The organism is Nitratireductor sp. PBL-C9, from assembly GCF_050877045.1.
GTDB classification, from domain to species: Bacteria; Pseudomonadota; Alphaproteobacteria; order Rhizobiales; family Rhizobiaceae; genus Nitratireductor; species Nitratireductor aquimarinus.
The window spans coordinates 105,135-127,906 of sequence record NZ_JBPAXW010000008.1 but is presented as its reverse complement, the minus strand read 5'-3'; the positions used below and the strand labels follow the sequence as shown (position 1 = coordinate 127,906).

The following is a 22,772-nucleotide window of genomic DNA, read 5'->3' as shown; positions in this document are numbered from 1 at the left end:
GACGCAACTCCGGAACGCACTAACAGGACGCGGCGGATGCCGACACGGTCTGCACCGGTGGCGGCGCGCCGGAAGCGCCCTGATTCAAATTCGCAGCATCTTCCTTCAAGGGACTGATTTGACTCGTCTTCACGCCTGCGCCCGGCAGGGCGTGCGCGGGCGGCGCATCGCGCAGCCATTCTTCCAGAAGGCGTGTGCGCTGAGGCGTGGCACTGCCAGCGCAGACATTTGTGAAAGGGCAGGAAACTTTGCTGCTGCGGGCGCAAAACGTCCGCCCGAGATCCTGCATGAGGATGTGATGTTCTTCAGTGTCGGAAGCCTCCCAGCCATTGGGGAGCTGTCGGTTAAGAAGACGGACCGAACGCTCGGGCGACGCCTGCTCGGGCACGAGGCCGAGGCAGCGCGCTGCGCGCCAGTGCGCCGTGTCGACGACAAGAACGCGCCTGCGCAGGGTGCTCATGTTGAGGGTGGCGGTGCTTGTCTTGGGGCCGACGCCGTAAAGCCGTTCCAGCCAGGCAAGGGCGTTCTCCACCGGCCAGCCATGCAGGAAGCCGAGATCGAGCGCGCCGCGCAGGCTGGCGATTTCCTGCAGGACGCGGGGCAGGGCCTCGGCCTTGCGCTCGGGGTGGGTGACGCCTTCAAGAAGCGGGTCGAGTTCGTGGGAGGATGCTTCGGCCAGACGCTGCCAGGAGCCTCTGTGCCGCGCCACTTCGAAATGCTCGACCAGAGCGGCGAAAACCCCGAGCGCCGTCTCATTGCGCGTTCTGCCGCTGAGCATCGCCAGAATCATCTGGCTTATCGGGTCGAGACGCACGAAATCCGAGGGCGGTCCGAAGACAGCCAGCAAGCGCTGATGGAGGCTTGCAATCCGGTCGAAGGGCGCAAGGGGCAGGGTGTATTGCATCCCCGCATGATAAGAACAAAAAGAGAACAAATCAATCGTTCTCTACCATCGGGCTGAGAACAGCTGAGGAAAACGAAAGGCCGCCAGACAGCCGGTCCCACGGCAGACGCGCGCTGTCTGACGGCCCGCTCCAGCGTTCTGACGACGCTTTCAGCAGTGTCCCCTCTGGACCCTGCCATACTGAAAGCATCAAGCGTGCCAGTCGCAGTTCGCCTGGGCTTTATTCTGATTTTTCAGTGTGTTGCCGTTATCCGTCCAAGCGGGCGCGTTTCGTTCTCGCACCGGCCATGATGCGCGTCAGAGCAGCCTGCCCACGAAACGGGCAGGGCCTTCATCAAATAGCGACTTCCAGACGGTTGCGGCCTGTGGATTTTGCGCGGTTGAGGGCAGTGTCGGCCTGACCAAGCGCGATCCAGAAGCTCTCCTTGCGCGGCAGCGGCGTGTGCAGGCCGACGCTCACGGTAAGCGGGATCTCGATCCCGTCGAGATTGAAGGGCGTATCGGAAACGGCGGTCTGGATGCGTTCGGCAAGGCCGAAGGCGCGTTCGGCGTCATAGGCCGGCAGCACAAGCGCAATGGCCTGCCCGCCGAAGCTGGCAACCATGTCCGTCTGGCGAACGGCTGACTGGACGACGGACGCGACGTGGCGCAGGGCCTGTTCGCCGGCAGCGTGGCCGTGTTCCTCAAGCACCTGATCGAATTCGTCGATGTCGATGAGCGCCATGGAGTAGGGTTGCCCGGCCCAGTTCATGGCGGCGGCGAGTTCCGGTCCCAGCTTGTCGAAGACACGCCGGTTCAAAAGCCCGGTTGCCGTATCCGTGGTCCCCATCGGTGCCTCCTTCAAGCGTCGTGGTCCGAAATGCGAGCGCTGCAATTCAAGAATGCGGCCGATCACGATGGCGGCAATCACATTGGCCACAATAGCAACCGGTGCGACTTCGCCCAAGGTGCGCATGGCGGTTTCCCACGGCATGAGGAAAACCGAAATCAGGGAGACCGATGTCAGAAGGCCGACGCCGGCGAGCGCGACCATGGAAACGCGCCGGCCTTTCACCATCTGCGCGAAAGCCAGGCTCACCAGGCTGCAGATCAGGACGGCGACAATGCCACTCGCCACGCCTGCGCCGCCAAGCCAGATGCGACCGAGGATCGCGACAGCCGAGGTGATGGCAAGCGTAATCCAGCCGCCATAGGTCATGGCGAGAACGACAAACACATTGCCGATGTCGAAAGACAGGCCGGAGGAGGCGTGTGCGGTGAAGAGGGCAGGCCCGATGGAGCCCACGGAGAAAAGCGCGGAGACGAGAAGGCTGCGCTGTAAGGATGTCAGCGCAAGCCGGGCCGCGCGCTCGTAAAGAAGCGCGGCGATGACCGCAATTCCCAAGCCTTGCAGGAACTCGGATGCCAGGGCAGCCATGTCCATCAGGTCAATCTCCGCAGACGCCTCACCAAAAGAAACAACGATTTGCGTGCGAAAATGCAGCCCGCCATTACTTCGCCTGATACTCAGTATGTATGACAAGGCAGCGTAAACACAAGAAGTTCCAGTGCAAAGCCCGGTTCTTCAACTTGTTCGCGCATTTTCGTGGAGGTTTGTCCGTCCGGTTGCCGCAGGGTAACGGCATGTTTACACCGCTGAAATATTATATGCCGGCAAAAGGGCGAGGGGATGGGACGTTTGCAGGCGGTGTTCGAGCGGTTTTACGCGTTGCGCATCTGGCAACAGGCATGCATCGTCACTCTGGGCGCTGCCGTGGGTGCTGACGCGCTGACGCTCATTCTTTACTCCATATTCTTTTCCGACCGGCTGATGCTCGACCTGATTCTCACGGCCGTCATCACCGTTCTTGTGGCCTACCCGATCTCCTATGTTTTTCTGAGCAAGACGGCGACGGTCGCGAAACTGGCAACGGAGCTGGATAAGGCTGCAACGACTGATTACCTGACCGAGCTGTGCAATCGACGCAATTTCATGCAGCAGGCGGGCGCGTTTATCGGAGAAGCCGACGCCTCGGCAGGTGTCGTTCTCTTCATCGATGTGGATCACTTCAAGCTGATCAACGACCGGTTTGGCCATGCCGAGGGGGACCGGGTGCTTGTGCTGGTGGCGGAGGCAATTCGCCAGAGCGTGCGCGTGGATGATATCTGCGCGCGCATTGGCGGCGAGGAGTTCGCCGTGTTCATGCCGGGCGCGGACCTGCCGCTTGCGCGTACGGTTTCGGAGCGCATCGCCCTGAGCTGCCGTCTCGTGGGGTGCGCGGCGCACCCCGAAGAGCTTTCCACCACGGTGAGCATAGGCGTTGCCATGCATCGCCCGGAGCAATCGCTGGATGAAGTTGTCCGCGAGGCCGATTTCCTTCTGTACAGGGCCAAGCGGGGCGGGCGCGATCAGGTGATGTATCGCGCGCCGCATGAGGTCGTCGCCTGAGGGCGGCGCCGGGCACGCGGTTCTTGGAATGAAAAACGGCGCCGAAGGGCGCCGTCTGCGTGTCGTCTATTCGACTTCGATGTGGAAAACCGACCAGACCCAGCCGCGTTCTTCTTCTTCCGGCGCCTTGGCGCCACCGGTGTCGTAGACCAGCCAGAGCGGCCCGAGACCGCCGATCCCGAGTGGCTTTCCGTCGACCTTCATGGCGAGGACCCATTCATGGGCGGCCATCTTGTCGGCATCCATTTCGAAGCCGAAACCATCGAGCGCATAGAGTGTCGCGCTGTCGCCTGTCGCACCGGCCGTGGCAAGAACGTCTTTCAGAAGCGGGCCTTCCATGGTGAGCGGGCGCGGCCAGTCTTCCGTGTCGGCATTCACCTTGATCGTCTTCTGCGGAAGGGCGGCAAGCGTCTCCCAGTCGAAGCTGTGCGCCTTGTCGAACGTCTTGTCGTGGAACTTCAGAAACCCGTCAAAGAACGGGTCAAACGCCTCACGATTGGTGTTGTCGATCTCGCCGCTGACCGTCAGCAGCGTACCCTCGGCCTGGCCGGGGGAAACCGTTGCAAACAAGAGGGACGTGGCGATGGAAGCCGAAATCAGTAATCCGCGCATTGCCGTCTCCGGGTGGTTTCGTTTGATGATGGCGCAGACCCTAGGCGCGTGCTCTTAACGCGGTGTTAAGAAATTCACCCGACGTAGCGGCCCTCAGCCGATTGTGGTGAAGCGGCTGTGCGAGGTTTCCCCAATTGATTGGAATTTACAGGTTGCATAATTCAACCAGGCATTGTGTATTGCTAGCCGTCGCACATCAGGGGACGCGCTGCGGCATTTGTCATTCAGACGGAGGGACGGGTTGAACGTCGTCGCATTCAGGGCGGAGAAAGAAGACGAGCACCCCGCGCGCGGACGGGGCGCGCGGCCTGCCGCGATGGGCGCAACGGATTTCGATGCCTGGCTGAAGCATCTCGGTTTCAGCGAACGGCATGCAGCAAGAGTGCTGCAGGTGGGCAGGGCGACGATCGCGCGCTATCGGCGCGAAGGCGCGCCGGCCCATATCGGCTATGCCTGCACGGCAATCGCTCTCGGCATGCCCATATGGCAAAAGGCCGAGTAGGCGATTTTCCCTCGAAGATCGCTTTTCCGTCATGGTCGGCCTGCCCGTGTTTCAGGCGAGGCGCTTCTGTTTCAGCTTTAATGCCGATTGATGCAGAAGCACTGGGTGAGGCTGGCGCGGCGCGCTATCGCGCATGATCTCTGTCAGAAAACAAAAAAGGCCGGGCGCTAGCCCGACCTTCTCGATCATCTCAACGCCCCGTGCCAGTACATCCGTGGTCACGTGGCGGAGACGAAGCTTATGCAGCCTGCAGGTTGTCCGCAGCGCTTTTGCCCGACCGGCGGTCCTGAACGATCTCGAAGCTGAGCTTCTGACCTTCAACGATGGACTGCATGCCAGCGCGCTCGACGGCAGAGATGTGAACGAACACGTCGTTCGCGCCGTCATCGGGTGCGATGAAGCCAAAGCCGCGGGTGGTGTCGAAGAATTTTACGGTTCCAGTAATCATGCGATTTTCCTTTCAAATCGTCATAGGGAATCGATGCCTGACGATTGCCAAGCACCGGGTAGTTCGAATTTGAGGGAAGATCGTAGGGGCGCTTTGCAGCGCGGAACAAAGTTCAACAGCAAGTTCGATGCTCCACATATGGATGTGGATTGTGTTTGAAACAAGGTCTGATTGAAAGATAGTTCACCCCCTGATCACACATGCGCATTTCCGACTTTCGGGAATGCTCAAAATCCCTGCCGACGCGCTGGAAGTGCGAGAGCAATCTGCGTGAGAACGGGTGGCAGAGAGGGGGAGTCGACACAGCTTGAAGGGGAGGACTGGCTCAACCCTTGGGCAAAATGTCGATTTTTGAAAACTGGTCGGAGTGGCAGGATTCGAACCTGCGACCCCCTCGTCCCGAACGAGGTGCGCTACCAGGCTGCGCTACACTCCGTGACCAGACGGCGGGCTTATAGCCGCCGGATTTGAACTGCGCAAGATCAAACCGACATTCAATACAGACTTTCTACATCGCCGGTCTCCACATAGACCGATTTGGCCTGTGAATAGGCGGCGAGCGCGGCCATGGCGTTCTCCCGGCCGAAGCCGGACTGCTTCACACCGCCAAAGGGCAGTTCCACGGGTGTCAGATTGTAGGTGTTGATCCAGCAGGTGCCGGCTTTCAACGCGTTGATGACGCGATGGGCGCGGGCGAGGTTCTGCGTGAAGACGCCGGCTGCAAGGCCGAATGGCGTGTCATTGGCGCGCTCGATCACCTCGTCTTCGTCCTCGAAGGTGAGAATGCTCATCACCGGCCCGAAGATTTCCTCACGCGCGATTCGCATTCCGTCGGTCACATCGGTGAAGATCGTGGGCTCCACATAGTAACCGTCTTCCAGTCCCTGCAGTCCGGGAGCGCTGCCGCCATGATGCAGCGTTGCGCCGTCCTCGCGGCCGATCTCGATATAGCGCAGCACCTTGTCATGCTGCGCCCTGCTGATGAGTGGCCCGAGATGGGTTTCGGGGTCGAGCGGGTCGCCCAGGCGAATCGCACTGGTGCGCTCCGTCAGGCGTGACAGGAAGCGCTCGTAAATGCCCTTCTGCACAAAAACACGGGTGCCGTTGGAGCAGATCTGGCCAGTCGAATAAAAATTGCCGAGCATGGCGCCGCCAATGGCGTTTTCCAGATCTGCGTCATCGAACACGATCAGCGGCGACTTGCCGCCGAGCTCCATCGTGGCGGGCTTCATGTGACTGCCGGCGAGCGACTGCACCTTCTTGCCGGTCTCGACCGAGCCGGTGAGCGACACCTTGGCGACCCCGGGATGGGCGACAAGCGCTGCGCCGACATCGCCCAGTCCCTGCACCACGTTAAAGAGACCGTCCGGAAGCCCCGCCTCGGTGTAAATCTCGGCGAGCTTCAGCGCGGAAAGCGGGGTCACCTCGGAGGGTTTGAACACCATGGCGTTGCCCATGGCGAGTGCGGGGGCGGATTTCCAGCCGGCGATCTGGATCGGATAGTTCCACGCGCCAATGCCGACGCATACGCCGAGCGGTTCATGTCGCGTGTAGCCGAACGCGCCGCCAAGCTCGACCTGTTCGCCGTTGAAGGCGGCAACCGCGCCGCCCAGAAACTCCAGAGCCTCGGCGGCGGAAGGGGCGTCGGCGACCAGCGTTTCCTGAAGCGCCTTGCCGGTGTTCAGGGTTTCCAGCGCGGCCAGTTCTTCATTGTGCTTAAGAAGAAGGTCGGCTGCGCGGCGCAGAATGCGTCCGCGCTCAACGGGTTTCAGCTTCGCCCAGGCCGGCTGGGCCGCGCGTGCGGCCTCGACGGCAAGCTCCACGATGTTCGGGGTCGCGGAATGAACGCGTGCGATGGTCTCGCCCGTTGCCGGATAAACGACATCGATGACGGCGCCCTGTTCATCTTCCACATAGTGGCCGTTGATGTAGTGCGATGCTTTTGGCTGCGCGCGCATAATGTCTCCAGCTTTGGAGCGCCTTCGCTTTTCGTTGAGTTGCGAAAGCGCTGAAACTTTTTGTTTTTCCCAATTCCGGGCGGAAAACCGGTTTCCGCTTTTCCTGAAATTGCCCTATCGGTCGGTCTCCCGCCAGCGCGGGTTGATCCAGGGTTCCTGATTGGACGGGCTGAGCGGTGTCCGGCCAAGAATATGATCGGCGGCTTTCTCGCCCACCATGATCGATGGCCCGTTGAGATTGCCGTTGGTGATACGGGGGAATATCGACGAATCTGCGACCCGCAGACCTTCGACCCCGATCACGCGGCATTCCCCGTCGACAACGCTCATCGCGTCGCTTGCCGCACCCATACGGCAGGTGCCGCAGGGATGATAGGCGCTTTCGGCATGATCGCGGATGAAGGCGTCGAGTTCATCGTCGGACTGGACGCTGTCGCCCGGCGCGATCTCTCGCCCGCGATAGGGGGTGAAGGCGTCCTGCGAGAAGATCTCGCGGGTGAGGCGGATGCAGTGGCGGAAGTCGCTCCAGTCCTGCGGGTGCGACATGTAGTTGAAGCGGATCTCCGGCTTGTCCCAGGCGTCGCCCGATCTGAGGCGGATCGCGCCGCGCGATCTGGAGCGCATCGGTCCGACATGCGCCTGAAAGCCGTGTCCCTTCGCCGCCGCCTTGCCATCATAGCGGATGGCGACGGGCAGGAAGTGATACTGGATATCCGGATACTCGACGCCGGCTGCGGAGCGGACGAATGCGCCAGCCTCGAAATGATTCGATGTGCCCAGACCCGATTTAAAGAACAGCCATTCAGCGCCGATCAACCCTTTGGAAAGGAGATTGAGCTTTGAATAGAGCGTGATCGGCTGAAGTGATTCCTGCTGGATGTAGAGTTCCAGATGGTCCTGCAGATTGCCGCCAACGCCGGGCCGGTCGGCTACGACATCAATGCCGCGCTCCTGCAGATGTGCGGCGGGGCCGATGCCCGAAAGCATCAGCAGCTTTGGTGAATTGATCGCTGATGCTGCGATAATGACTTCACGTCTTGCTTTAACGACCTGAATCTTTCCGTGAGCTTCGATCTCGACGCCGGTGGCGCGTTGATTCTCCATGACAACGCGGCGCGCGAAGCCATTGACGAGACTCACGTTCTTTCTCTTCAGCGCGGGCCGGAGGTAAGCGTTGGCCGTGGACCAGCGCCGGCCCCTGTGGATCGTCTGCTGGAGTGCGCCGAAGCCTTCCTGTTTGGAGCCGTTATAGTCCGGCGTGGTCTCGAAGCCGGCCTGTCGGCCCGCTTCAACGAAGGCGGAAAAGAGCGGATTGTCGCGCGGGCCCTTGCGTACATGAAGCGGGCCGTCGGTTCCGCGCCAGCCGGCTTCGCCATCCTCCATCGTCTCCATGCGCTTGAAGTAGGGCAGCACATCCGCATAGGCCCAGCCGGCCGCGCCCTGTTCGGCCCAGTGGTCGAAGTCGCGCGCGTGGCCGCGGACATAGACCATGCCGTTGATGGAGGAGGAGCCGCCGATCACCTTGCCGCGCGGCGTGGCCAGAACGCGCCCGCCCAGATGAGGCTCCGGTTCGCTCTGAAAACCCCAGTCATAGCGCGCCATGTTCATGGGGAAGGAGAGGGCGGCGGGCATCTGGATGAAGGGGCCGATATCGCTGCCGCCATATTCGATGACGATGACCGAATGCCTGCCGTCTTCCGACAGGCGGTAGGCAAGCGCGGCGCCGGCGGAGCCGGACCCAATGATGACGAAATCGGCTTCAGCCATGGAACGGGCCCCCGTGAGGCGTGTGACGGGCAAGCGCCATGTCGAGATAGTCTTCGACGAGGAAGATGGCGGTCCGGGAATCCTCGACGCCTTCGCCGAGCGCGCGGCGCAGATAAAGACCGTCGATAAGGGCGGCGATGCCGCGCGCGGTGCGTATGGCGGCAGGGCGGGGAAGACCGGCGAGGCCGCTCAGAAGGTCGCTGTGAAGGCGATGCACGTAGATGCGGAAGAGGCGGCCAAGCGCTGCATCGCGCCGCGCCTCCACATAAAAGGCAAGCCAGGCGGCGATGATCTCGGGGCGGAACTGCTCCGGCGAGAGGTTGACCGCGATGATCGCGCGCACCCGCTCAGGCCCGGAAAGCGGAGCGATGGCCGGGCGGATCTCATTGCCGAGCTGGGTGAGGATGTGGCGCATCGTGGCGAAAAGGAGGTCGTCCTTGCCGCCGAAATAGTGATGCGCCAGCGCGGTCGACACGCCGGCGCGACCGGCAATGTCCGACATGGTGACGTTCAGCGCGCCGCGCTCGCCAATGGCGCTGATGGCCGCATCAATGAGCGCGCGGCGGCGGATGGGTTCCATTCCGATCTTGGGCATGGCTCTCGTTTATTATTGATTGATGAGTCAATCAAGAAAAATTCGGAGGATCGGACCGGGTGTTTAAATAGTTCAGGCTTGAACGGTCTTCGCGCCGGATTTATGATTTTGTGAGACAGTTCATCAACGCGCCGGCCGCTGGCTGGCGGTCCGGGAGAGACGAGATGACCGCATGCATCGTGGGCTGGGCCCACTCCAAATTCGGCAAGCTGACAGACGACACGCTGGAAGGGCTGATCGTGCAGGTGGCGCGTGAGGCGCTGGACCATGCGGGCATCGGGCCGGAGGATGTGGACGAGATCGTGCTCGGCCATTTCAACGCGGGTTTCTCGCCGCAGGATTTTACCGCAAGCCTCGTGCTGCAGGCCGATGACCGGCTGCGCTTCAAGCCGGCGACGCGGGTGGAAAACGCCTGCGCGACCGGTTCCGCCGCCGTGCGGCAGGGCGCGCGTGCCATTGAGGCGCGTGCGGCGCGCATCGTGCTGGTGGTGGGCGCGGAGCAGATGACCAAGACGCCGGGACCGCAGATTGCGGAAAACCTGCTGAAAGCATCCTATCTGCCGGAAGATGGCGAGATACCGGGTGGCTTTGCCGGCGTTTTCGGCAAGATCGCGGATGCTTATTTCCAGAAATATGGCGACCAGACGGATGCGCTGGCGGCGCTGGCGGCAAAGAACCACAAGAACGGCGTCGACAATCCTTACGCGCAGATGCGCAAGGATCTGGGTTTTGAGTTCTGCCGTCAGGAGAGTGAGCGCAACCCCTATGTTGCCGGCCCGCTGAAGCGGACGGATTGTTCGCTGGTTTCCGACGGGGCGGCGGCTGTCGTTCTGGCGGACACGCAAACGGCGCTTTCGATGCGCCGTGCGGTGGCGCTGCGCGCCAATGAGCATGTGCAGGACTTCCTGCCCATGTCGAAGCGCGACATCCTGCAGTTCGAGGGCTGTGAGGCGGCGTGGAAGCAGGCGCTGAAGAGCGCCAGCGTGACGCTGGACGATCTCTCCTTCGTGGAGACGCATGACTGTTTCACCATTGCCGAGCTGATCGAATATGAGGCCATGGGACTGGCGAAGCGCGGCGAGGGCGGCAGGATCGCGCTCGAAGGTCAGACACAGAAGAACGGGCGTCTGCCGGTGAACCCGTCGGGCGGCCTGAAGGCCAAGGGCCACCCGATCGGCGCGACCGGCGTTTCCATGCACGCGCTGACGGCGATGCAGCTGACCGGCGAGGCCGGCGGCATCCAGATCCCCGGCGCGACGCTGGGTGGCATCTTCAACATGGGTGGCGCGGCAGTCGCCAACTATGTGTCGATCCTCGAACGGATCAAGTAGAAGGCGCGGCCTTCTCGCCTGCCGTTGCCGACGGCCACAGTTCGACGCGTCCGAAGCCCGGCACTTTCAGTGCCGGGTTTCGTATGTCGAGGCCCGCGACCAGTCCCAGAAACTGAAGTTCGAAGCCTGAGCGCAGGCCGGCGGCAAACCCTGCCAGGCCACCAAAGGACACATGGACATCGCTCCAGTCGGGCGCGTGATCGAAGGCGAAGACACCGGGGCGATAATCACGGCCGACGGCGGTGGGCGGCAGGGCGATGTCGAGGTCGGGCACCGTGCGCAGCACATGCGCGGTGAAGGAATTGGAATTGGGGCCGGGCCACAGTCCGTAATCGCCGCGCTGCGAAAACGGATAGCTGGCGATGGCCGCTTCCACCTGAGGGATAAGGCGTTCGGCCTCTTCTCCCTTGATGGCGGTCACCACATAAGGCGTGTTGGAATACCAGCGCCCGTCCGCCGGGTAGGCGTTTCGGCGCACCGGGCTGCCCCAGCCAACCTTGTCGTAACGGTCATAGCCGGAGGCGTTCACACGTTTGAGCACAAGCCAGCTGTGAACGGAGAGCGCGCCTTTCATGCCGCCGGTGCGTGCAGCCATCACGTAGACTGCGGCCTGCGGATCGTCTGCGGGAGCGGGCAGCACGCCACTCGCCGACCAGTCGGCGCTGCGCCAGGAGCCAGGCCGTTCCTGCACCGCCCACCAGGCCAGTGAAGCTGAGGCCGGCAAAACGAAGACGACGAGGAGAAAGAGCAAAGTTCGCTTGAAAAAACGCATGGGGGCCAGTCTATTGTCGCCGGAAGATGATGAAAATGAATCCCGCAAATTACGGTGAAAACATGGGCAATCCGGTTCTGGTCGAGGTGTTGCGCGGTAACGTTGTCGAGAGCAGGCACCGGGGTGCCATCGCCGTGTTCGACGCGGATGGCGGCGCGGTGATGAGCCTTGGCGATATCGACCGACCGGTGTTCCCGCGTTCAGCCGTGAAATCCATTCAGGCGCTGCCCTTTGTGGAAAGCGGGGCGGCGGATGCCTATGGCTTCGGCAACCGCGAGATCGCGCTCGCCTGTTCGTCGCATTCGGGCGAGCCGGAACATGCGGCGCTGGCTATCGCTATGCTCGAGCGGGCGGGGCTCGGCGCGGACGCTTTCGAGTGCGGGGCGCACTGGTCTTCTCAGGAACATGTGCTGATCGAGCAGGCGCGCACCCTTTCGGAGCCGACGGCGGCGCACAACAACTGTTCCGGCAAGCATGCGGGTTTCTTATGCACCTGCGCCCATCTGGGACATGATCCGCAGGGCTATGTGGCGCTGGGTCACCCGCTTCAGGATGCGGTGAAGGCAGCGATGGAAGATGTGACAGGCGCTGCGCACAAGAGCGATCTGTGCGGCACGGATGGCTGCTCCATTCCCACCTATGCGGTGCCGCTTCGGGCGCTGGCGCAGGGATTTGCGCGCATGGCGACGGGCACGGGGTTTGCGCCGGAAAGGGCGAAAGCCGCCCGACGGATTTTTGCGGCCTGCATGGCCGAGCCGTTCTATGTGGCGGGCAGCGGACGGTCCGACACACGCATGATGGAGGCCGGACAGGGCCGCATCTTCACCAAGACGGGGGCGGAAGGCGTATTCTGTGCGGCGATCCCCGAGAAGGGCCTCGGCATTGCGCTCAAATGCGATGACGGAGCCACGCGGGCTGCCGAGGTGATGGTGGCCGAGGTTCTGGCGCAGCTTCTGAAGGGGGATGCGCTTGCCGGGACGCTGCATGAGATGGCGCGGCCCGTTCTGACCAACCGGCGCGGTTTCGAGGTCGGCGGGCTGCGGCCTTCAGACGTTCTGGATGTTCAGGTCGGCTAGGGGCAGGATCCATTAATATGGCCGCAATGGTCGGCCTGATTTGTGCGGATACGGAAGCAAGGCCGCAGGAAGACTTCACGTCTTTCGAGGACTTGCGACAAAGTAGCCGTGCAAATCAGGCCGATCCGAAGGACGCTCGATAGGCCGGCGATCTGCTGCGTCAAACCCCTTGACCGGGGGAAGACCCCGCTCTGCGGGCTTTTCCTGGCATCTCTTGGTCTATCGAACGCCATTGCGGCCATATTAATGGGTCCTGACCCTAGATTGCCGTGCGCCCCTCTGGGGACGCAGGGGACGTTCCAAACCATTGATGGTGCAACGGCATGACGGCATGGCCTCTCAAGCGACAAGGCTGACGGCCATGCTTCAAGTGCGCAGGATTTGCCTGTCCACATCGTGCGAGAAGTTCCGTGATTTCAAGCATGACAGAGGACATTCATGACCTGCCTGGAAAACTACAATGACCGCCTCAACCGGGTGCTCGATCACGTCTATGCCAACCTTGAGGAGGATCTCTCCTTTGATCGGCTGGCGGAAGTTGCCTGCCTCTCGCCCTATCACTGGAGCCGCATCTACTCGGCCATGCGCGGCGAAACCATTGTCGCGACGATCCGCCGGTTGAGGCTCCAGCGCGCCGCCGACCGGCTGGCTAATTCAGAACTGGACATGGACGCCATCGGCGCTCGTGCCGGTTATGGTTCGCCAGACACGTTCGGCCGGGCGTTCAAGAGCGCTTTCGGCATGAGCCCCGCAGCCTATCGCGAAAAGGGATCGCATGCAGCATTCAGGGCCGCGAATGCCGCAGGTGCGGCGCGCGCTTTTCCGGTGGTGGTGGAGCGTGTGCCGGAACGTCGTTGCGCAGGGATCGATCACACCGGCTCCTATATGGAAATCGATCACGCCATGGGACGGCTCTTCACCACGCTTGCCGCCCGCGACGCGATCCCGGCCGAGCCGGCCATGATCGGCGTGTTCTTCGACGATCCGGATATCGGCCCCGAGACCGAATTGCGCTCGCGCGCCTGTCTGCCGGTGGCAGAGTCCTTCGCAATCGATGCGCCTCTCGTGGAGACGGTGCTGCGCGGTGGGGCATATGCGAAGCTGAGCTATACGGGCCCTTATGCCGACATGCGCGGGGCCTATCGCTGGTTTCTGGGCGTGTGGCTGCCTGCATCCGGCTATGAGCCGGAGGATGCTCCCATCTTCGAGGCCTATCTGAACGATCCGCGCGAGGTGTCGCAAAGCGAACTCCGCACGGATATTTACCTGCCTCTCAAGGCGGCGCAGTGAAGCCGAAGCCGCACACCTGCTGAGCATCGTTCGACAGAAAGGGCAGGTCTTTCGGTTTAGCCTGCGCGCTTGTCTGTGACTGTCAGGTGCGGAATGTCCTTGCTGCCGGCGCGCAGCAGGTCGCCGGTGACGGCGTCGGCCCAGCGATGGCCGACGACCGCGCCATCCGGCGTGTCTTCAAAGACATTACCGGAAATGACTGCTGCGCCCGTGCCTTCGACCACGGAGACGATGATGCCGGTTTTCGCCTTGCGGATGACGTTTCCCGAAGCGGTGATGTTGCGCAGGAAGGGCCCCCAGCCCATGCGAATGCCGGCAAGCGGCGCGTTCTCGATGACATTGCCTGTGACCGCGCTGTCGGCCTCGACATTGATGCCGATGCCGAAACCGGCCATGGGCGAGGGGTAGGGGCCGTTTGCGGAGAGGTTGCGGACGATGTTGCCCGTGCAGGCGCAGAGGCGGCCGCCCTTGTCGAAATTGGCCATGGAAATGCCGTGGGCCGCGCCATCCACCAGATTGCCGGTGATGACCGCGCCCTGAAAGGCAAACTCGGCATAGAGCGCCGTCTCGCCGGAGCGCAGGCAGGTGTTGCCGGAAATCTGGAGATTGCCGGCGCTGTTGCCGCGTATGGCCGAGAAGGCGCAGTCGGAAATTTCATTGTCCGATACGCGCAGATTGTCGGCGCGATAGGCGTTGACCCCGTTGCCATACTGGCCGGTGCCGCCCCTGTCAGCGCGGATGCGGGTGATGCGGTTTCCCGCAATGCGGCTGCCATCCGCGCCGGGGCCGCTGCGATGGACGAGAATGCCACCATTGCCGCAATCGGCAATGGTGTTGGCGCTGATGTCGAGCCCATCCGAATCCAGCGCGTAAAGGGCGTAGTCGGAGGCGTCCGCGATCTCGCTGTCGCGGATCCGCCCGCGTGCGCGGCGAAGGGCGAGGCCACTGCCGCTGCTGGCCCGAAAGGCGCATTGCTCAATGGCGAGGTGTTTTGCACCGTCAATGTCGAGAAGCGCGCGCGCATCGCCGGAAAGCGGCATGTACACGCCATCGAGCGCAAGGCCCGACAGGGAAAGGTGTTCACTGTCGCGCGCCGTGAGAAATGCGCTGGCGCGTTCCTGCACGAGGCGCGTTGCGCCGGGAACTCCGATGAGGCGGACCTGACGGGGAAGCGGCAGGCCCGACAGGCGATAGCGGCCGGGCGGGAGAAAGACCGGTATGGATTCCGCGCTGGCGCGTTCAAGCAGGGCGGTGAGGGCCGAAGTCTGATCTGTGGCGCTGTTCGGATCGATGCCGAAATCCCGCGCACTGGCAGCACCAGCCGCCATGCGCCCGAGCGCGGCGTCGGCAAAGGCAAGATGCGGCATGGAAAGACCGAGAACGGCAAACCCTGCGCTTGCTTTCAAAAATCTGCGGCGGTTCATTTTGGCACAACTCCGGACTGGCCCGATTTTGAATGCAGGTTTCGTGCCGTGAGGTTCAGGTTTCGAGAGGGACCGTGTGGTCGCGGAAGAATGCCGCAGACATATGCAGCTGCCAGATCATGGATGTCAGGGCTTCGTAGGCTGCCTTGTTCTCCGCGCGTGCAAGAACGGACTCCAGCTCATTCGGCGAGTTTCCGCAGCGCGACATTGTATTGATCCATGATCTGATGGGCAGCTTCCAGCTGGCGTTCAAAATGGTCGTCCGCTGTTTTCAGATAAATGCCATTCTCCGTCTCCGTGAGGACCAGCTGGTCACCGGATTTGAGACCCTGCCGTTCAAGCACTTCCTTTGGAAGGATGCCCCCTTCCGAATTTCCGATCTTGCGAATGGTCACATTCATGGCTCCGGCTCTGCATGTTGCAACTCAGGGCATAGCAGAGGGCGGCCATTTCAAGAATGGGCGATCAGCCTGATTTCAGAAGCCGGTCGAGCAGGCGCTCGGCGGCTTCCGGGATGACCGTGCCGGGTGGGAAGATTTCCGCAGCGCCGGCTTCATGTACGGCCGCAAAATCATCCGGGGGAATGACACCGCCAGCAACCAGAAGAATGTCGCCATGGCCGCGCTTCTCCAGCGCTGTCCTGAGCTCGGGGATGAGGGTGAGGTGACCGGCGGCGAGCGACGATGCGCCGACGATCTGCACATCATTGGCGATGGCGAGCTCGGCCACTTCTTCAGGCGTCTGGAACATGGCGCCGACGGTGACGTCGAACCCCAGATCGCCGAAGGCGGTGGCGATGACCTTCTGACCGCGGTCATGCCCGTCCTGCCCGATCTTGGCGATCAGGATGCGGGGGGCGGCACCGGTCTTCTTGCGGAATTTCTCCACCTTCTGGTGCGCGCGTTCGACGGAGGGAAGGTCGCCCACCTCCTTGCGGTAGACGCCGGAAATGGTGCGGATCTCGGCCACATGGCGGCCAAAGACCTTTTCGAGTGCCGAAGAAATCTCGCCCACCGTTGCCTTGGCGCGGGCGGCGCGGACGGCGAATTCGAGAAGGTTTCCGTCTCCCCCGGCAGCGCGGGTGAGGGCGGCAAGGGCGCTCTCGGTCTCGGCCACGTCGCGGGTGCCCTTGAGCTGTTGCAGCTTGGCGAGCTGGCGGGCGCGCACTTCGGCGTTGTCCACCTTGAGCACGTCCACCTCGGTGTCGCGTTCGGGCTGGTAATTGTTGACGCCGACGACGAGCTGTTCGCCGGAATCGATCCGCGCCTGGGTGCGGGCGGCCGCTTCCTCGATGCGCATCTTCGGCACACCCTTCTCGATGGCCGCAGCCATGCCGCCGAGGCTTTCCACCTCTTCGATGTGTTTGAGGGCGCGGTTGGCGAGATCGTGTGTGAGGCGCTCGATGAAATGGGAGCCGCCCCATGGGTCGATCATGCGCGTGGTGCCGGATTCAAGCTGCAGCACAAGCTGCGTGTTGCGGGCGATGCGGGCGGAATGGTCGGTCGGCAGGGCCAGCGCCTCGTCAAAGGCGTTGGTGTGCAGCGACTGGGTGTGGCCCTGGGTGGCGGCCATGGCCTCGACCATGGTGCGCACGATATTGTTGTAGGGATCCTGCGCGGTGAGCGACCAGCCGGATGTCTGGCAATGGGTGCGCAGCGACAGCGAGCGCTCGCTCTTCGGCGCGAAATTCTCTTTCAGGAGCGTCGCCCAGAGAAGACGCGCGGCGCGCATCTTGGCCACTTCCATGAAGAAGTTCATGCCGATGGCCCAGAAGAAGGACAGGCGGGGCGCGAAACGGTCGATGTCGAGCCCGGCGGCGATGCCGGCGCGGGCATATTCGATGCCGTCGGCGATGGTGTAGGCCAGCTCCAGATCGGCGGACGCGCCGGCCTCCTGCATGTGATAGCCGGAGATCGAGATGGAGTTGAATTTGGGCATGTGCTCCGCCGTGTAGGCGAAGATGTCGGAGATCACCCGCATCGAGGGCTTGGGCGGGTAGATATAGGTGTTGCGGACCATGAACTCCTTCAGAATGTCATTCTGAATGGTGCCCGAAAGGTCCCTGTGGGCGACGCCCTGTTCCTCTGCCGCGACGATGTAGAGCGCCATGATCGGCAGAACCGCGCCGTTCATGGTCATGGAGACGCTCATTTTATCGAGCGGAATGCCGTCGAAGAGCTGGCGCATGTCGAGAATGGAATCGATCGCCACACCGGCCATGCCCACATCGCCCGCAACGCGGGGATGGTCGCTGTCATAGCCGCGATGGGTGGCGAGGTCGAAGGCGACCGACAGGCCTTTCTGGCCGGCGGCGAGATTGCGCCGGTAGAAGGCGTTGGATTCTTCAGCCGTCGAGAAACCGGCATACTGGCGAATGGTCCAGGGCCGGCGGGTATACATGGTGGGGTAGGGGCCGCGAATGAAGGGCGCGGCGCCCGGATAGGTGTCGAGAAAGCGCAGACCCCTTAAGTCATCCTCCGAATAGGAAGACTTGATGGCGATGCCTTCCGGCGTTTCTGCCGGCGGGGTCTGGGCTGGGAGAGGCGATGAATGAGGGACCGACCAGTCGATGCTGGCGAAGTCCGGGATCATGCGATGCCTCCTCCAGTCTCGTCGAGACGCTGGGCAAGCAGCGGTTGGCAACGCACGGCGGCCACCTCACCGGAGATGTCGGGCGAAACCGCCTTGAGCGTCTTGACCGGGCGCTCTTCGGCAGCCGGATAGATGGTGGTGCCGACAATGGCCTTCTTGCCGTCATTGATGCGCTGCTCGCGGCGCTCGCGCATGTCGAGCACGCGCTCCTGAATGTGTCCGTTCATCAGGCTGCGCAGCACGCCGCCCTCGCTCTCGATGCGGCGGAACTCGTCCCACGCCTTTTCGCAGAGCGCGGCGGTGAGCGTTTCCATGCCGCCTGCGCCGGCCGCGGGATCGATGATCAGATCCAGATGGCTTTCGCCGGAGAGAATGAGCTGCGTGTTGCGGGCAAGCCGCCGCGCATCGGGATCAGGAAGGCCGTGGACGATGGTGTGCGGCAGGACGGACAGCGTGTCCGCGCCGCCAACAGCCGCCGCAAAGGCGGCGATGGTGGTGCGCAGCGTGTTCGTCTCCGGGTCCTTCGCCGTCATCATCCGATAGGAGGTCTCTGCGTGGATCGTCGCAAGAGACGGCTCGATGGAGCAGGTCTCCTGAACACGCGCCCACAGGCGGCGCAGGGCCCTGATCTTCGCAATCGACAGGAACTGATCCTGATCGACGCAGAGCGAGAAGCCGATATGCGGCGCGGCATAGACAAGCGGCTGGCGGGCTTGCTCGAACATGCGCAGATGCGAGACTGCGGAGGCAAGCATGATGCCAAGCTCCTGCGCCTCGGAAGCGCCGGCATTGTGGAACACGCGGCCATCGCCCTCGAGCAGGATGCCGGGCAGATCCATCGCGAAGAAGCCCGCGAAGGACTGCGGCATGGAGGCTTCAAGCGCCTCGATGGACATGCGCAGCTTGCCGGTGCCGGCAAAGGTGGCTGCCGGAGAAATGCCGAAGGAAAGCGTCATGGCGGCCGGGTTGATGCGGCGCTCGGTGAAAAGCTGGGTCAGCCAGTCGACAATGGCGCGGCTGCTCGGATTGGCGTCCATGCGCAGATGCATGCCCTGCAGGTCGATGCCGTCGAGCGCCTTCGCAACCGCCTCGGGCGTTGCGGGCATGCCGAAGCCGAATGCATTGGGAGCGCCTGCAAAGACAAGCGCGAGGCCGGTTGCACCCTGTGCGATGTCTTCCTTCGCCTGAAGATTGGCGCGCACGGGATCCGGGTCGTCCATGCGCTGAACATGCGCCCAGCCGGATTTTCCACGGCCGCGCGCCAGAGGCTTGGCGTCCTGCATGCGCTCGTAAAGTGCGCGCATGGAGATATTGTCATCCGTCTGCCAGGAGAGAGCTTCCGGACCTGCTTCCCCCTTCAGGGATTCGACCACCAGGTCGCGCCAGCGCTCCTGATCGATCTGGGGGAACTTCACTTTTTTTAGGATCGCGCGATCCATCATGCCTCCCGATTCGCCGATGGCCGAGGCCGGATCCGCCGCTTTGCGCGTTTCCAGCCCAAGGCAACCACCCTTTACTGAGCCCGGAGTTTAGGACGCCACAGATCACGCCGCAATGCACAATAGGCCAAATAGCCCCGAGCGTTGCATGAAAGCCTCGCTTTCAGCGCGCGTGCACAACGCCGTTGAGTGTTTCTGCGGGGCTGACTATACCGGAGAACATTGCGCAGCAACGGGTTGATCGAGCGAGGCTATTTCATGACGGCAGACGACACGATTTTTCTGGGGGCCAGTCGGCATCCGGACGACAGCTACCAGCAGGCCGAGCGTCTTCTGCTGAAATACGCCAACAGGCACGGGCTCGTCACCGGCGCAACCGGCACCGGCAAGACGGTGACGCTGCAGATCCTCGCTGAAGGGTTTTCGAATGCGGGCGTGCCCGTGTTCTGCGCGGATGTGAAGGGCGACCTTTCCGGCATTGCCATGATGGGCGAGGAGAAGGACTTCCTCACCAAACGCGCCGACGCGATCAAGCTCGACCCGTATGAGTTTCAGGAATTCCCGGTCATTTTCTGGGATCTCTTCGGCAAGAAGGGCCACCCGATCCGCACCACCATCTCGGAGATGGGGCCGCTTCTTCTGTCGCGGCTGATGAACCTCTCGGACGCGCAGGAAGGTGTTTTGAACATTGCCTTCCGCATTGCCGATGAGGAAGGGCTGCTGCTGCTCGACATGAAGGACCTGCAGGCGCTTCTGGTGCATGTGGCGGACCGCGCCGACGAGATCGGCACGCGCTACGGCAATGTGTCGAAGCAATCTGTCGGCGCGATCCAGCGCACGCTTCTGGTGCTGGAGCAGCAGGGGGCGAACTTCTTCTTCGGCGAACCGGCGCTCGAGATCGGCGACATCATGCGCACCACGCGCGATGGTCGCGGCGCGATCAACGTGCTGGCCGCCGACAAGCTGATGATGAACCCGCGTCTTTACGCGACCTTCCTGCTCTGGCTGCTTTCGGAACTGTTCGAGGAACTGCCGGAAGTGGGCGACCCGGACCGGCCGCGCCTCGTCTTCTTCTTCGATGAAGCGCATCTCCTGTTCGATGACGCGCCGAAGGTTCTGGTCGAGCGTGTCGAGCAGGTGGTGCGGCTGATCCGCTCCAAGGGTGTTGGCGTCTATTTCGTCACACAGAACCCGCTCGATGTTCCCGAGACGGTTCTGAGCCAGCTCGGCAACCGCGTGCAGCACGCCCTGCGCGCCTATACGCCGCGCGAGCAGAAGGCCGTGAAGACGGCGGCTGACACGTTTCGGCCCAATCCCGAATTCGACTGTTTCGAAGCGATCACGCAGCTTGGCGTCGGTGAGGCGCTGGTTTCGACGCTGGAATCCAAGGGCGTTCCCTCCATCGTGCAGCGGACGCTGATCCGCCCGCCGGCATCGCGGCTCGGGCCGATCACGGATGCAGAACGCGACAAGCTTATGAAGGCGAGCCCGGTGTTCGGTCAGTACGACGAGAGCATCGACCGCGAATCCGCCTTCGAGATGCTGCAAAAGAAAGCCGAAGAGAAGGCGAAGGCCGAGGCAAGCGCGCAGGAGGCCGAAGAGGCCGGCGACGGGGAAGGGCGCACGCGCTGGTCGCTGCCCGATTTCGGCGATGGCGCGAAAACCACCACCACGACGCGGCGCAAGACGACGACCACGCCGCGCCGGCGCACGTCCAACCGGCAGTCGGTCACGGAAGCCGCCATCAAATCGGTGGTCCGCTCCGTCGGCACCTCGCTTGGAAGGGCGCTGGTGCGGGGCATTCTCGGGAGTTTAAAAAAGGGGCGCTAGAGCGCCCCTTTCTCATTCAAGTCCTGACGGGACCATCGCGTCAAACGGTGCGCAGGCCCGAGGTGACGAGGATCGGCGCACCATCTGGAACGCGCGTGTAAAGGTCGATCACGTCCTGGTTGAGCATGCGCACGCAGCCCGAGGAAACCGACTTGCCGATGGTCCACCACTCGGGCGAACCGTGAACGCGGTAGAGCGTGTCCTTGCCATCTTCGAAGATGTAGAGCGCGCGGGCGCCGAGCGGGTTGGAAACGCCGGGCTGCATGCCGCCGACCCACTTGTCGTTGGCCTTGTCGTACTCGGAGCGATATTTTTCGAGCTCCGGACGACGGTCGATCATCTCTGCCGGCGGGAACCAGCGGGGCCACTGCTGCTTGTATTTGATCTCGGCGCGACCGGCCCACTCGAAACCGGCGCGGCCAAGGCCGACGCCATAGCGCAGGGCGCGGCCATTCTCGAGCACGAGGTAGAGGAAGTGGTTGGCGGTGTCGACGACGATGGTGCCGGGACGCTCGCCGGTCGGATCGGCAACTTCCTGACGGTAGTAGCGCGGGTTGATCTTCTCGATCGGAACAGCGGGAATGTCGTAGCCGGCATCAACGACGGCCGAGTACATGGAATTGTACTGGACGGGGCCGGGCTTGGGCGCGGGACGCGAGACAATCGCGGGCTTTTCGCTCTGGTCGCTGACGCAGGCGGACAGGCCGACCGATGCGGCGCCAATTGCGCTCAGGGACAGAAAACGACGCCGGGTGAGTGATCGTACGGCAGTGGGGGAATTGGACATGGTTCTTTCGTGTACTCGCGTTTCGTCAGGACTGATGACCCCGAAAGCCTGAATGCCGGCCCTCCGGATCACATGCGGGATTTAAATCCCTTGTTCCCGCCCTAGGGTGAGAGAAGTTATCGGAACATGCTTGATAGACCGAGTAACTTTGACTTGAAGGTGAAAAATCACGCATTCGGCGCAGTTCCTGGTCGAGTGTGTTATAGATGCATCATAGCACGCGCCCGGAATGTGCGGAATCTTCTTACGTTACGTCAGTAATCCGTCGAGGGACGGTAGAATCAGGTCAGGCGGAAACTCTTCATATTCGTCCGGCTGGTCCGTTCGGTTGAGCCAGACCGTGCGGAATCCGAAATGCTGCGCGCCCGCAACGTCCCAGCGATTCGATGACTGGAACGAGACGTTCTGCGGATAGATGCGCCAGGCATTGGTGACCATTTCATAGACGCTCTGATCGGTCTTGAAGCGGCGGACCGTTTCCACCGAGAAAACCTCATCCAGAACCGTGTCGAGGGCGGAGGAGCGGATTGCCGATTCCAGCATTGCGGGCGACCCGTTGGACAGGACCGCCAGCCGCGCGCCGCCGGCCTTCAGCGCTTTGAGGACCGCAGGAACTTCTTCATAACAGTCGAGCTGCCAGTAGGCGTCGAGCAGATCCTGCCGCAGGCGGCGGTCGACCGAGGGAATTCTTGCGAAGGCGAAATCGAGCGCCCGCTCCGTCATGGTCCAGAAGTCGGTGTATTCGCCCATCAGGGTGAAGACCCAGGAATATTCGAGCTGCTTGGCGCGCCACAGTTCCGAAAAACGCTGTCCTTCCGGCCCGATTTCGCCGGCATGGCGACGCACCGCCGCATGCACGTCGAACAGGGTGCCATAGGCATCGAACACATAGGCCGCGTGGCGCATCATCACTCCTTTACGCACTCCGTACTTGACCGCACGGGCTGGAGACGGTCAAGAAGCGTGGTCTGGCCTCATCGAAAGGCGCATGGCGGCGATTGACGGGACCGGACAAAG

At 62.5% G+C, this 22,772-nt stretch carries 21 protein-coding genes and 1 tRNA gene; 6 read left to right on the top strand and 16 right to left on the bottom strand.

What is annotated here, in order from left to right; genetic code table 11:
* Positions 1–19 precede the first annotated feature (19 nt).
* Together ACRTG1_RS17295 and ACRTG1_RS17290 are read right to left on the bottom strand one after the other, a co-directional pair.
* Positions 20–904 carry an endonuclease III domain-containing protein gene (locus ACRTG1_RS17295; RefSeq protein WP_432516716.1) on the bottom strand — a complete coding sequence of 295 codons (885 nt, stop codon included), beginning with the start codon at positions 902–904 and terminating at the stop codon, positions 20–22.
* A gap of 334 nt (positions 905–1,238) precedes the next feature.
* Entirely contained in the window at positions 1,239–2,327 is a 1,089-nt protein-coding gene (locus ACRTG1_RS17290; RefSeq protein WP_113154568.1) for a GGDEF domain-containing protein, read from the bottom strand.
* Positions 2,328–2,573: 246 nt separating this feature from the next.
* Here ACRTG1_RS17290 and ACRTG1_RS17285 point away from each other — a divergent pair, with 246 nt between their 5' ends.
* Positions 2,574–3,332, top strand: a complete 759-nt coding sequence (locus ACRTG1_RS17285; protein WP_206545881.1) for a GGDEF domain-containing protein — start codon at positions 2,574–2,576, stop codon at positions 3,330–3,332.
* 66 nt (positions 3,333–3,398) lie between these two features.
* Here the strand turns inward: ACRTG1_RS17285 and ACRTG1_RS17280 are convergent, their stop codons facing one another.
* Positions 3,399–3,944, bottom strand: a complete 546-nt coding sequence (locus ACRTG1_RS17280; protein ID WP_206545882.1) for a hypothetical protein — start codon at positions 3,942–3,944, stop codon at positions 3,399–3,401.
* 241 nt (positions 3,945–4,185) lie between these two features.
* Here ACRTG1_RS17280 and ACRTG1_RS17275 point away from each other — a divergent pair, with 241 nt between their 5' ends.
* The gene (locus tag ACRTG1_RS17275) at positions 4,186–4,446 is read left to right on the top strand and encodes a hypothetical protein (protein ID WP_297562910.1); all 261 of its coding nucleotides are present in this window, start codon (positions 4,186–4,188) and stop codon (positions 4,444–4,446) included.
* Positions 4,447–4,497: 51 nt separating this feature from the next.
* On the opposite strand, the gene ACRTG1_RS17270 is transcribed toward ACRTG1_RS17275, so the two are convergent.
* The 6 genes from ACRTG1_RS17270 to betI form a co-directional block, all read right to left on the bottom strand.
* Entirely contained in the window at positions 4,498–4,635 is a 138-nt protein-coding gene (locus tag ACRTG1_RS17270) for a hypothetical protein (protein ID WP_432516715.1), read from the bottom strand.
* Between the two features lie 49 nt (positions 4,636–4,684).
* Positions 4,685–4,894, bottom strand: coding sequence for a cold-shock protein (locus ACRTG1_RS17265; RefSeq protein WP_206545885.1), 210 nt, complete (start codon positions 4,892–4,894; stop codon positions 4,685–4,687).
* 359 nt (positions 4,895–5,253) lie between these two features.
* A tRNA-Pro gene (locus ACRTG1_RS17260) sits at positions 5,254–5,330 on the bottom strand.
* A 58-nt stretch (positions 5,331–5,388) separates the two neighbouring features.
* Positions 5,389–6,852 (bottom strand): betaine-aldehyde dehydrogenase, encoded by a 1,464-nt coding sequence (gene betB / locus ACRTG1_RS17255; RefSeq protein WP_432516714.1) that lies wholly within the window; start codon positions 6,850–6,852, stop codon positions 5,389–5,391.
* A 114-nt stretch (positions 6,853–6,966) separates the two neighbouring features.
* On the bottom strand, positions 6,967–8,619 hold the full coding sequence (gene betA, locus ACRTG1_RS17250) for a choline dehydrogenase (protein ID WP_206545887.1): 1,653 nt from the start codon (positions 8,617–8,619) through the stop codon (positions 6,967–6,969).
* Positions 8,612–9,214, bottom strand: coding sequence for a transcriptional regulator BetI (gene betI, locus ACRTG1_RS17245; RefSeq protein ID WP_206545888.1), 603 nt, complete (start codon positions 9,212–9,214; stop codon positions 8,612–8,614). Before betI ends, betA begins: the two co-directional genes overlap by 8 nt.
* A gap of 164 nt (positions 9,215–9,378) precedes the next feature.
* Between betI and ACRTG1_RS17240 the strand changes: the two genes are divergently transcribed.
* Positions 9,379–10,545 (top strand): acetyl-CoA acetyltransferase, encoded by a 1,167-nt coding sequence (locus ACRTG1_RS17240; RefSeq protein ID WP_206554019.1) that lies wholly within the window; start codon positions 9,379–9,381, stop codon positions 10,543–10,545.
* Here ACRTG1_RS17240 and ACRTG1_RS17235 read toward each other — a convergent pair.
* A complete protein-coding gene (locus ACRTG1_RS17235; protein WP_206554018.1) occupies positions 10,538–11,317 on the bottom strand; it encodes a DUF3750 domain-containing protein in 780 nt (259 codons plus the stop codon). The two genes, ACRTG1_RS17240 and ACRTG1_RS17235, sit on opposite strands and share 8 nt — an antisense overlap.
* Before the next feature lie 62 nt (positions 11,318–11,379).
* Here ACRTG1_RS17235 and ACRTG1_RS17230 point away from each other — a divergent pair, with 62 nt between their 5' ends.
* Complete coding sequence (locus ACRTG1_RS17230; RefSeq protein ID WP_317561989.1) at positions 11,380–12,393, top strand: asparaginase; 1,014 nt, start codon at positions 11,380–11,382, stop codon at positions 12,391–12,393.
* A gap of 438 nt (positions 12,394–12,831) precedes the next feature.
* Positions 12,832–13,683 (top strand): AraC family transcriptional regulator, encoded by an 852-nt coding sequence (locus ACRTG1_RS17225; RefSeq protein WP_432516713.1) that lies wholly within the window; start codon positions 12,832–12,834, stop codon positions 13,681–13,683.
* Between the two features lie 56 nt (positions 13,684–13,739).
* On the opposite strand, the gene ACRTG1_RS17220 is transcribed toward ACRTG1_RS17225, so the two are convergent.
* The 4 genes from ACRTG1_RS17220 to ACRTG1_RS17205 all read right to left on the bottom strand — a co-directional run bounded on the left by ACRTG1_RS17220 (position 13,740) and on the right by ACRTG1_RS17205 (position 19,141).
* The gene (locus tag ACRTG1_RS17220; RefSeq protein WP_432516712.1) at positions 13,740–15,107 is read right to left on the bottom strand and encodes a TIGR03808 family TAT-translocated repetitive protein; all 1,368 of its coding nucleotides are present in this window, start codon (positions 15,105–15,107) and stop codon (positions 13,740–13,742) included.
* 179 nt (positions 15,108–15,286) lie between these two features.
* Positions 15,287–15,508, bottom strand: coding sequence for an AbrB/MazE/SpoVT family DNA-binding domain-containing protein (locus ACRTG1_RS17215; protein WP_432516711.1), 222 nt, complete (start codon positions 15,506–15,508; stop codon positions 15,287–15,289).
* A gap of 64 nt (positions 15,509–15,572) precedes the next feature.
* Positions 15,573–17,699, bottom strand: coding sequence for a methylmalonyl-CoA mutase (gene scpA, locus ACRTG1_RS17210; RefSeq protein WP_432516710.1), 2,127 nt, complete (start codon positions 17,697–17,699; stop codon positions 15,573–15,575).
* Positions 17,696–19,141 (bottom strand): methylmalonyl-CoA mutase family protein, encoded by a 1,446-nt coding sequence (locus tag ACRTG1_RS17205; protein ID WP_206545895.1) that lies wholly within the window; start codon positions 19,139–19,141, stop codon positions 17,696–17,698. The genes scpA and ACRTG1_RS17205 overlap by 4 nt, the downstream gene beginning before the upstream one ends.
* A gap of 255 nt (positions 19,142–19,396) precedes the next feature.
* Between ACRTG1_RS17205 and ACRTG1_RS17200 the strand changes: the two genes are divergently transcribed.
* Entirely contained in the window at positions 19,397–20,968 is a 1,572-nt protein-coding gene (locus ACRTG1_RS17200) for a helicase HerA-like C-terminal domain-containing protein (protein WP_206554013.1), read from the top strand.
* A 40-nt stretch (positions 20,969–21,008) separates the two neighbouring features.
* On the opposite strand, the gene ACRTG1_RS17195 is transcribed toward ACRTG1_RS17200, so the two are convergent.
* Both ACRTG1_RS17195 and ACRTG1_RS17190 read right to left on the bottom strand, forming a co-directional pair.
* Positions 21,009–21,755 carry a L,D-transpeptidase gene (locus ACRTG1_RS17195; protein ID WP_206545897.1) on the bottom strand — a complete coding sequence of 249 codons (747 nt, stop codon included), beginning with the start codon at positions 21,753–21,755 and terminating at the stop codon, positions 21,009–21,011.
* Between the two features lie 249 nt (positions 21,756–22,004).
* Complete coding sequence (locus ACRTG1_RS17190) at positions 22,005–22,661, bottom strand: haloacid dehalogenase type II (RefSeq protein ID WP_113154585.1); 657 nt, start codon at positions 22,659–22,661, stop codon at positions 22,005–22,007.
* Positions 22,662–22,772: the final 111 nt, after the last annotated feature.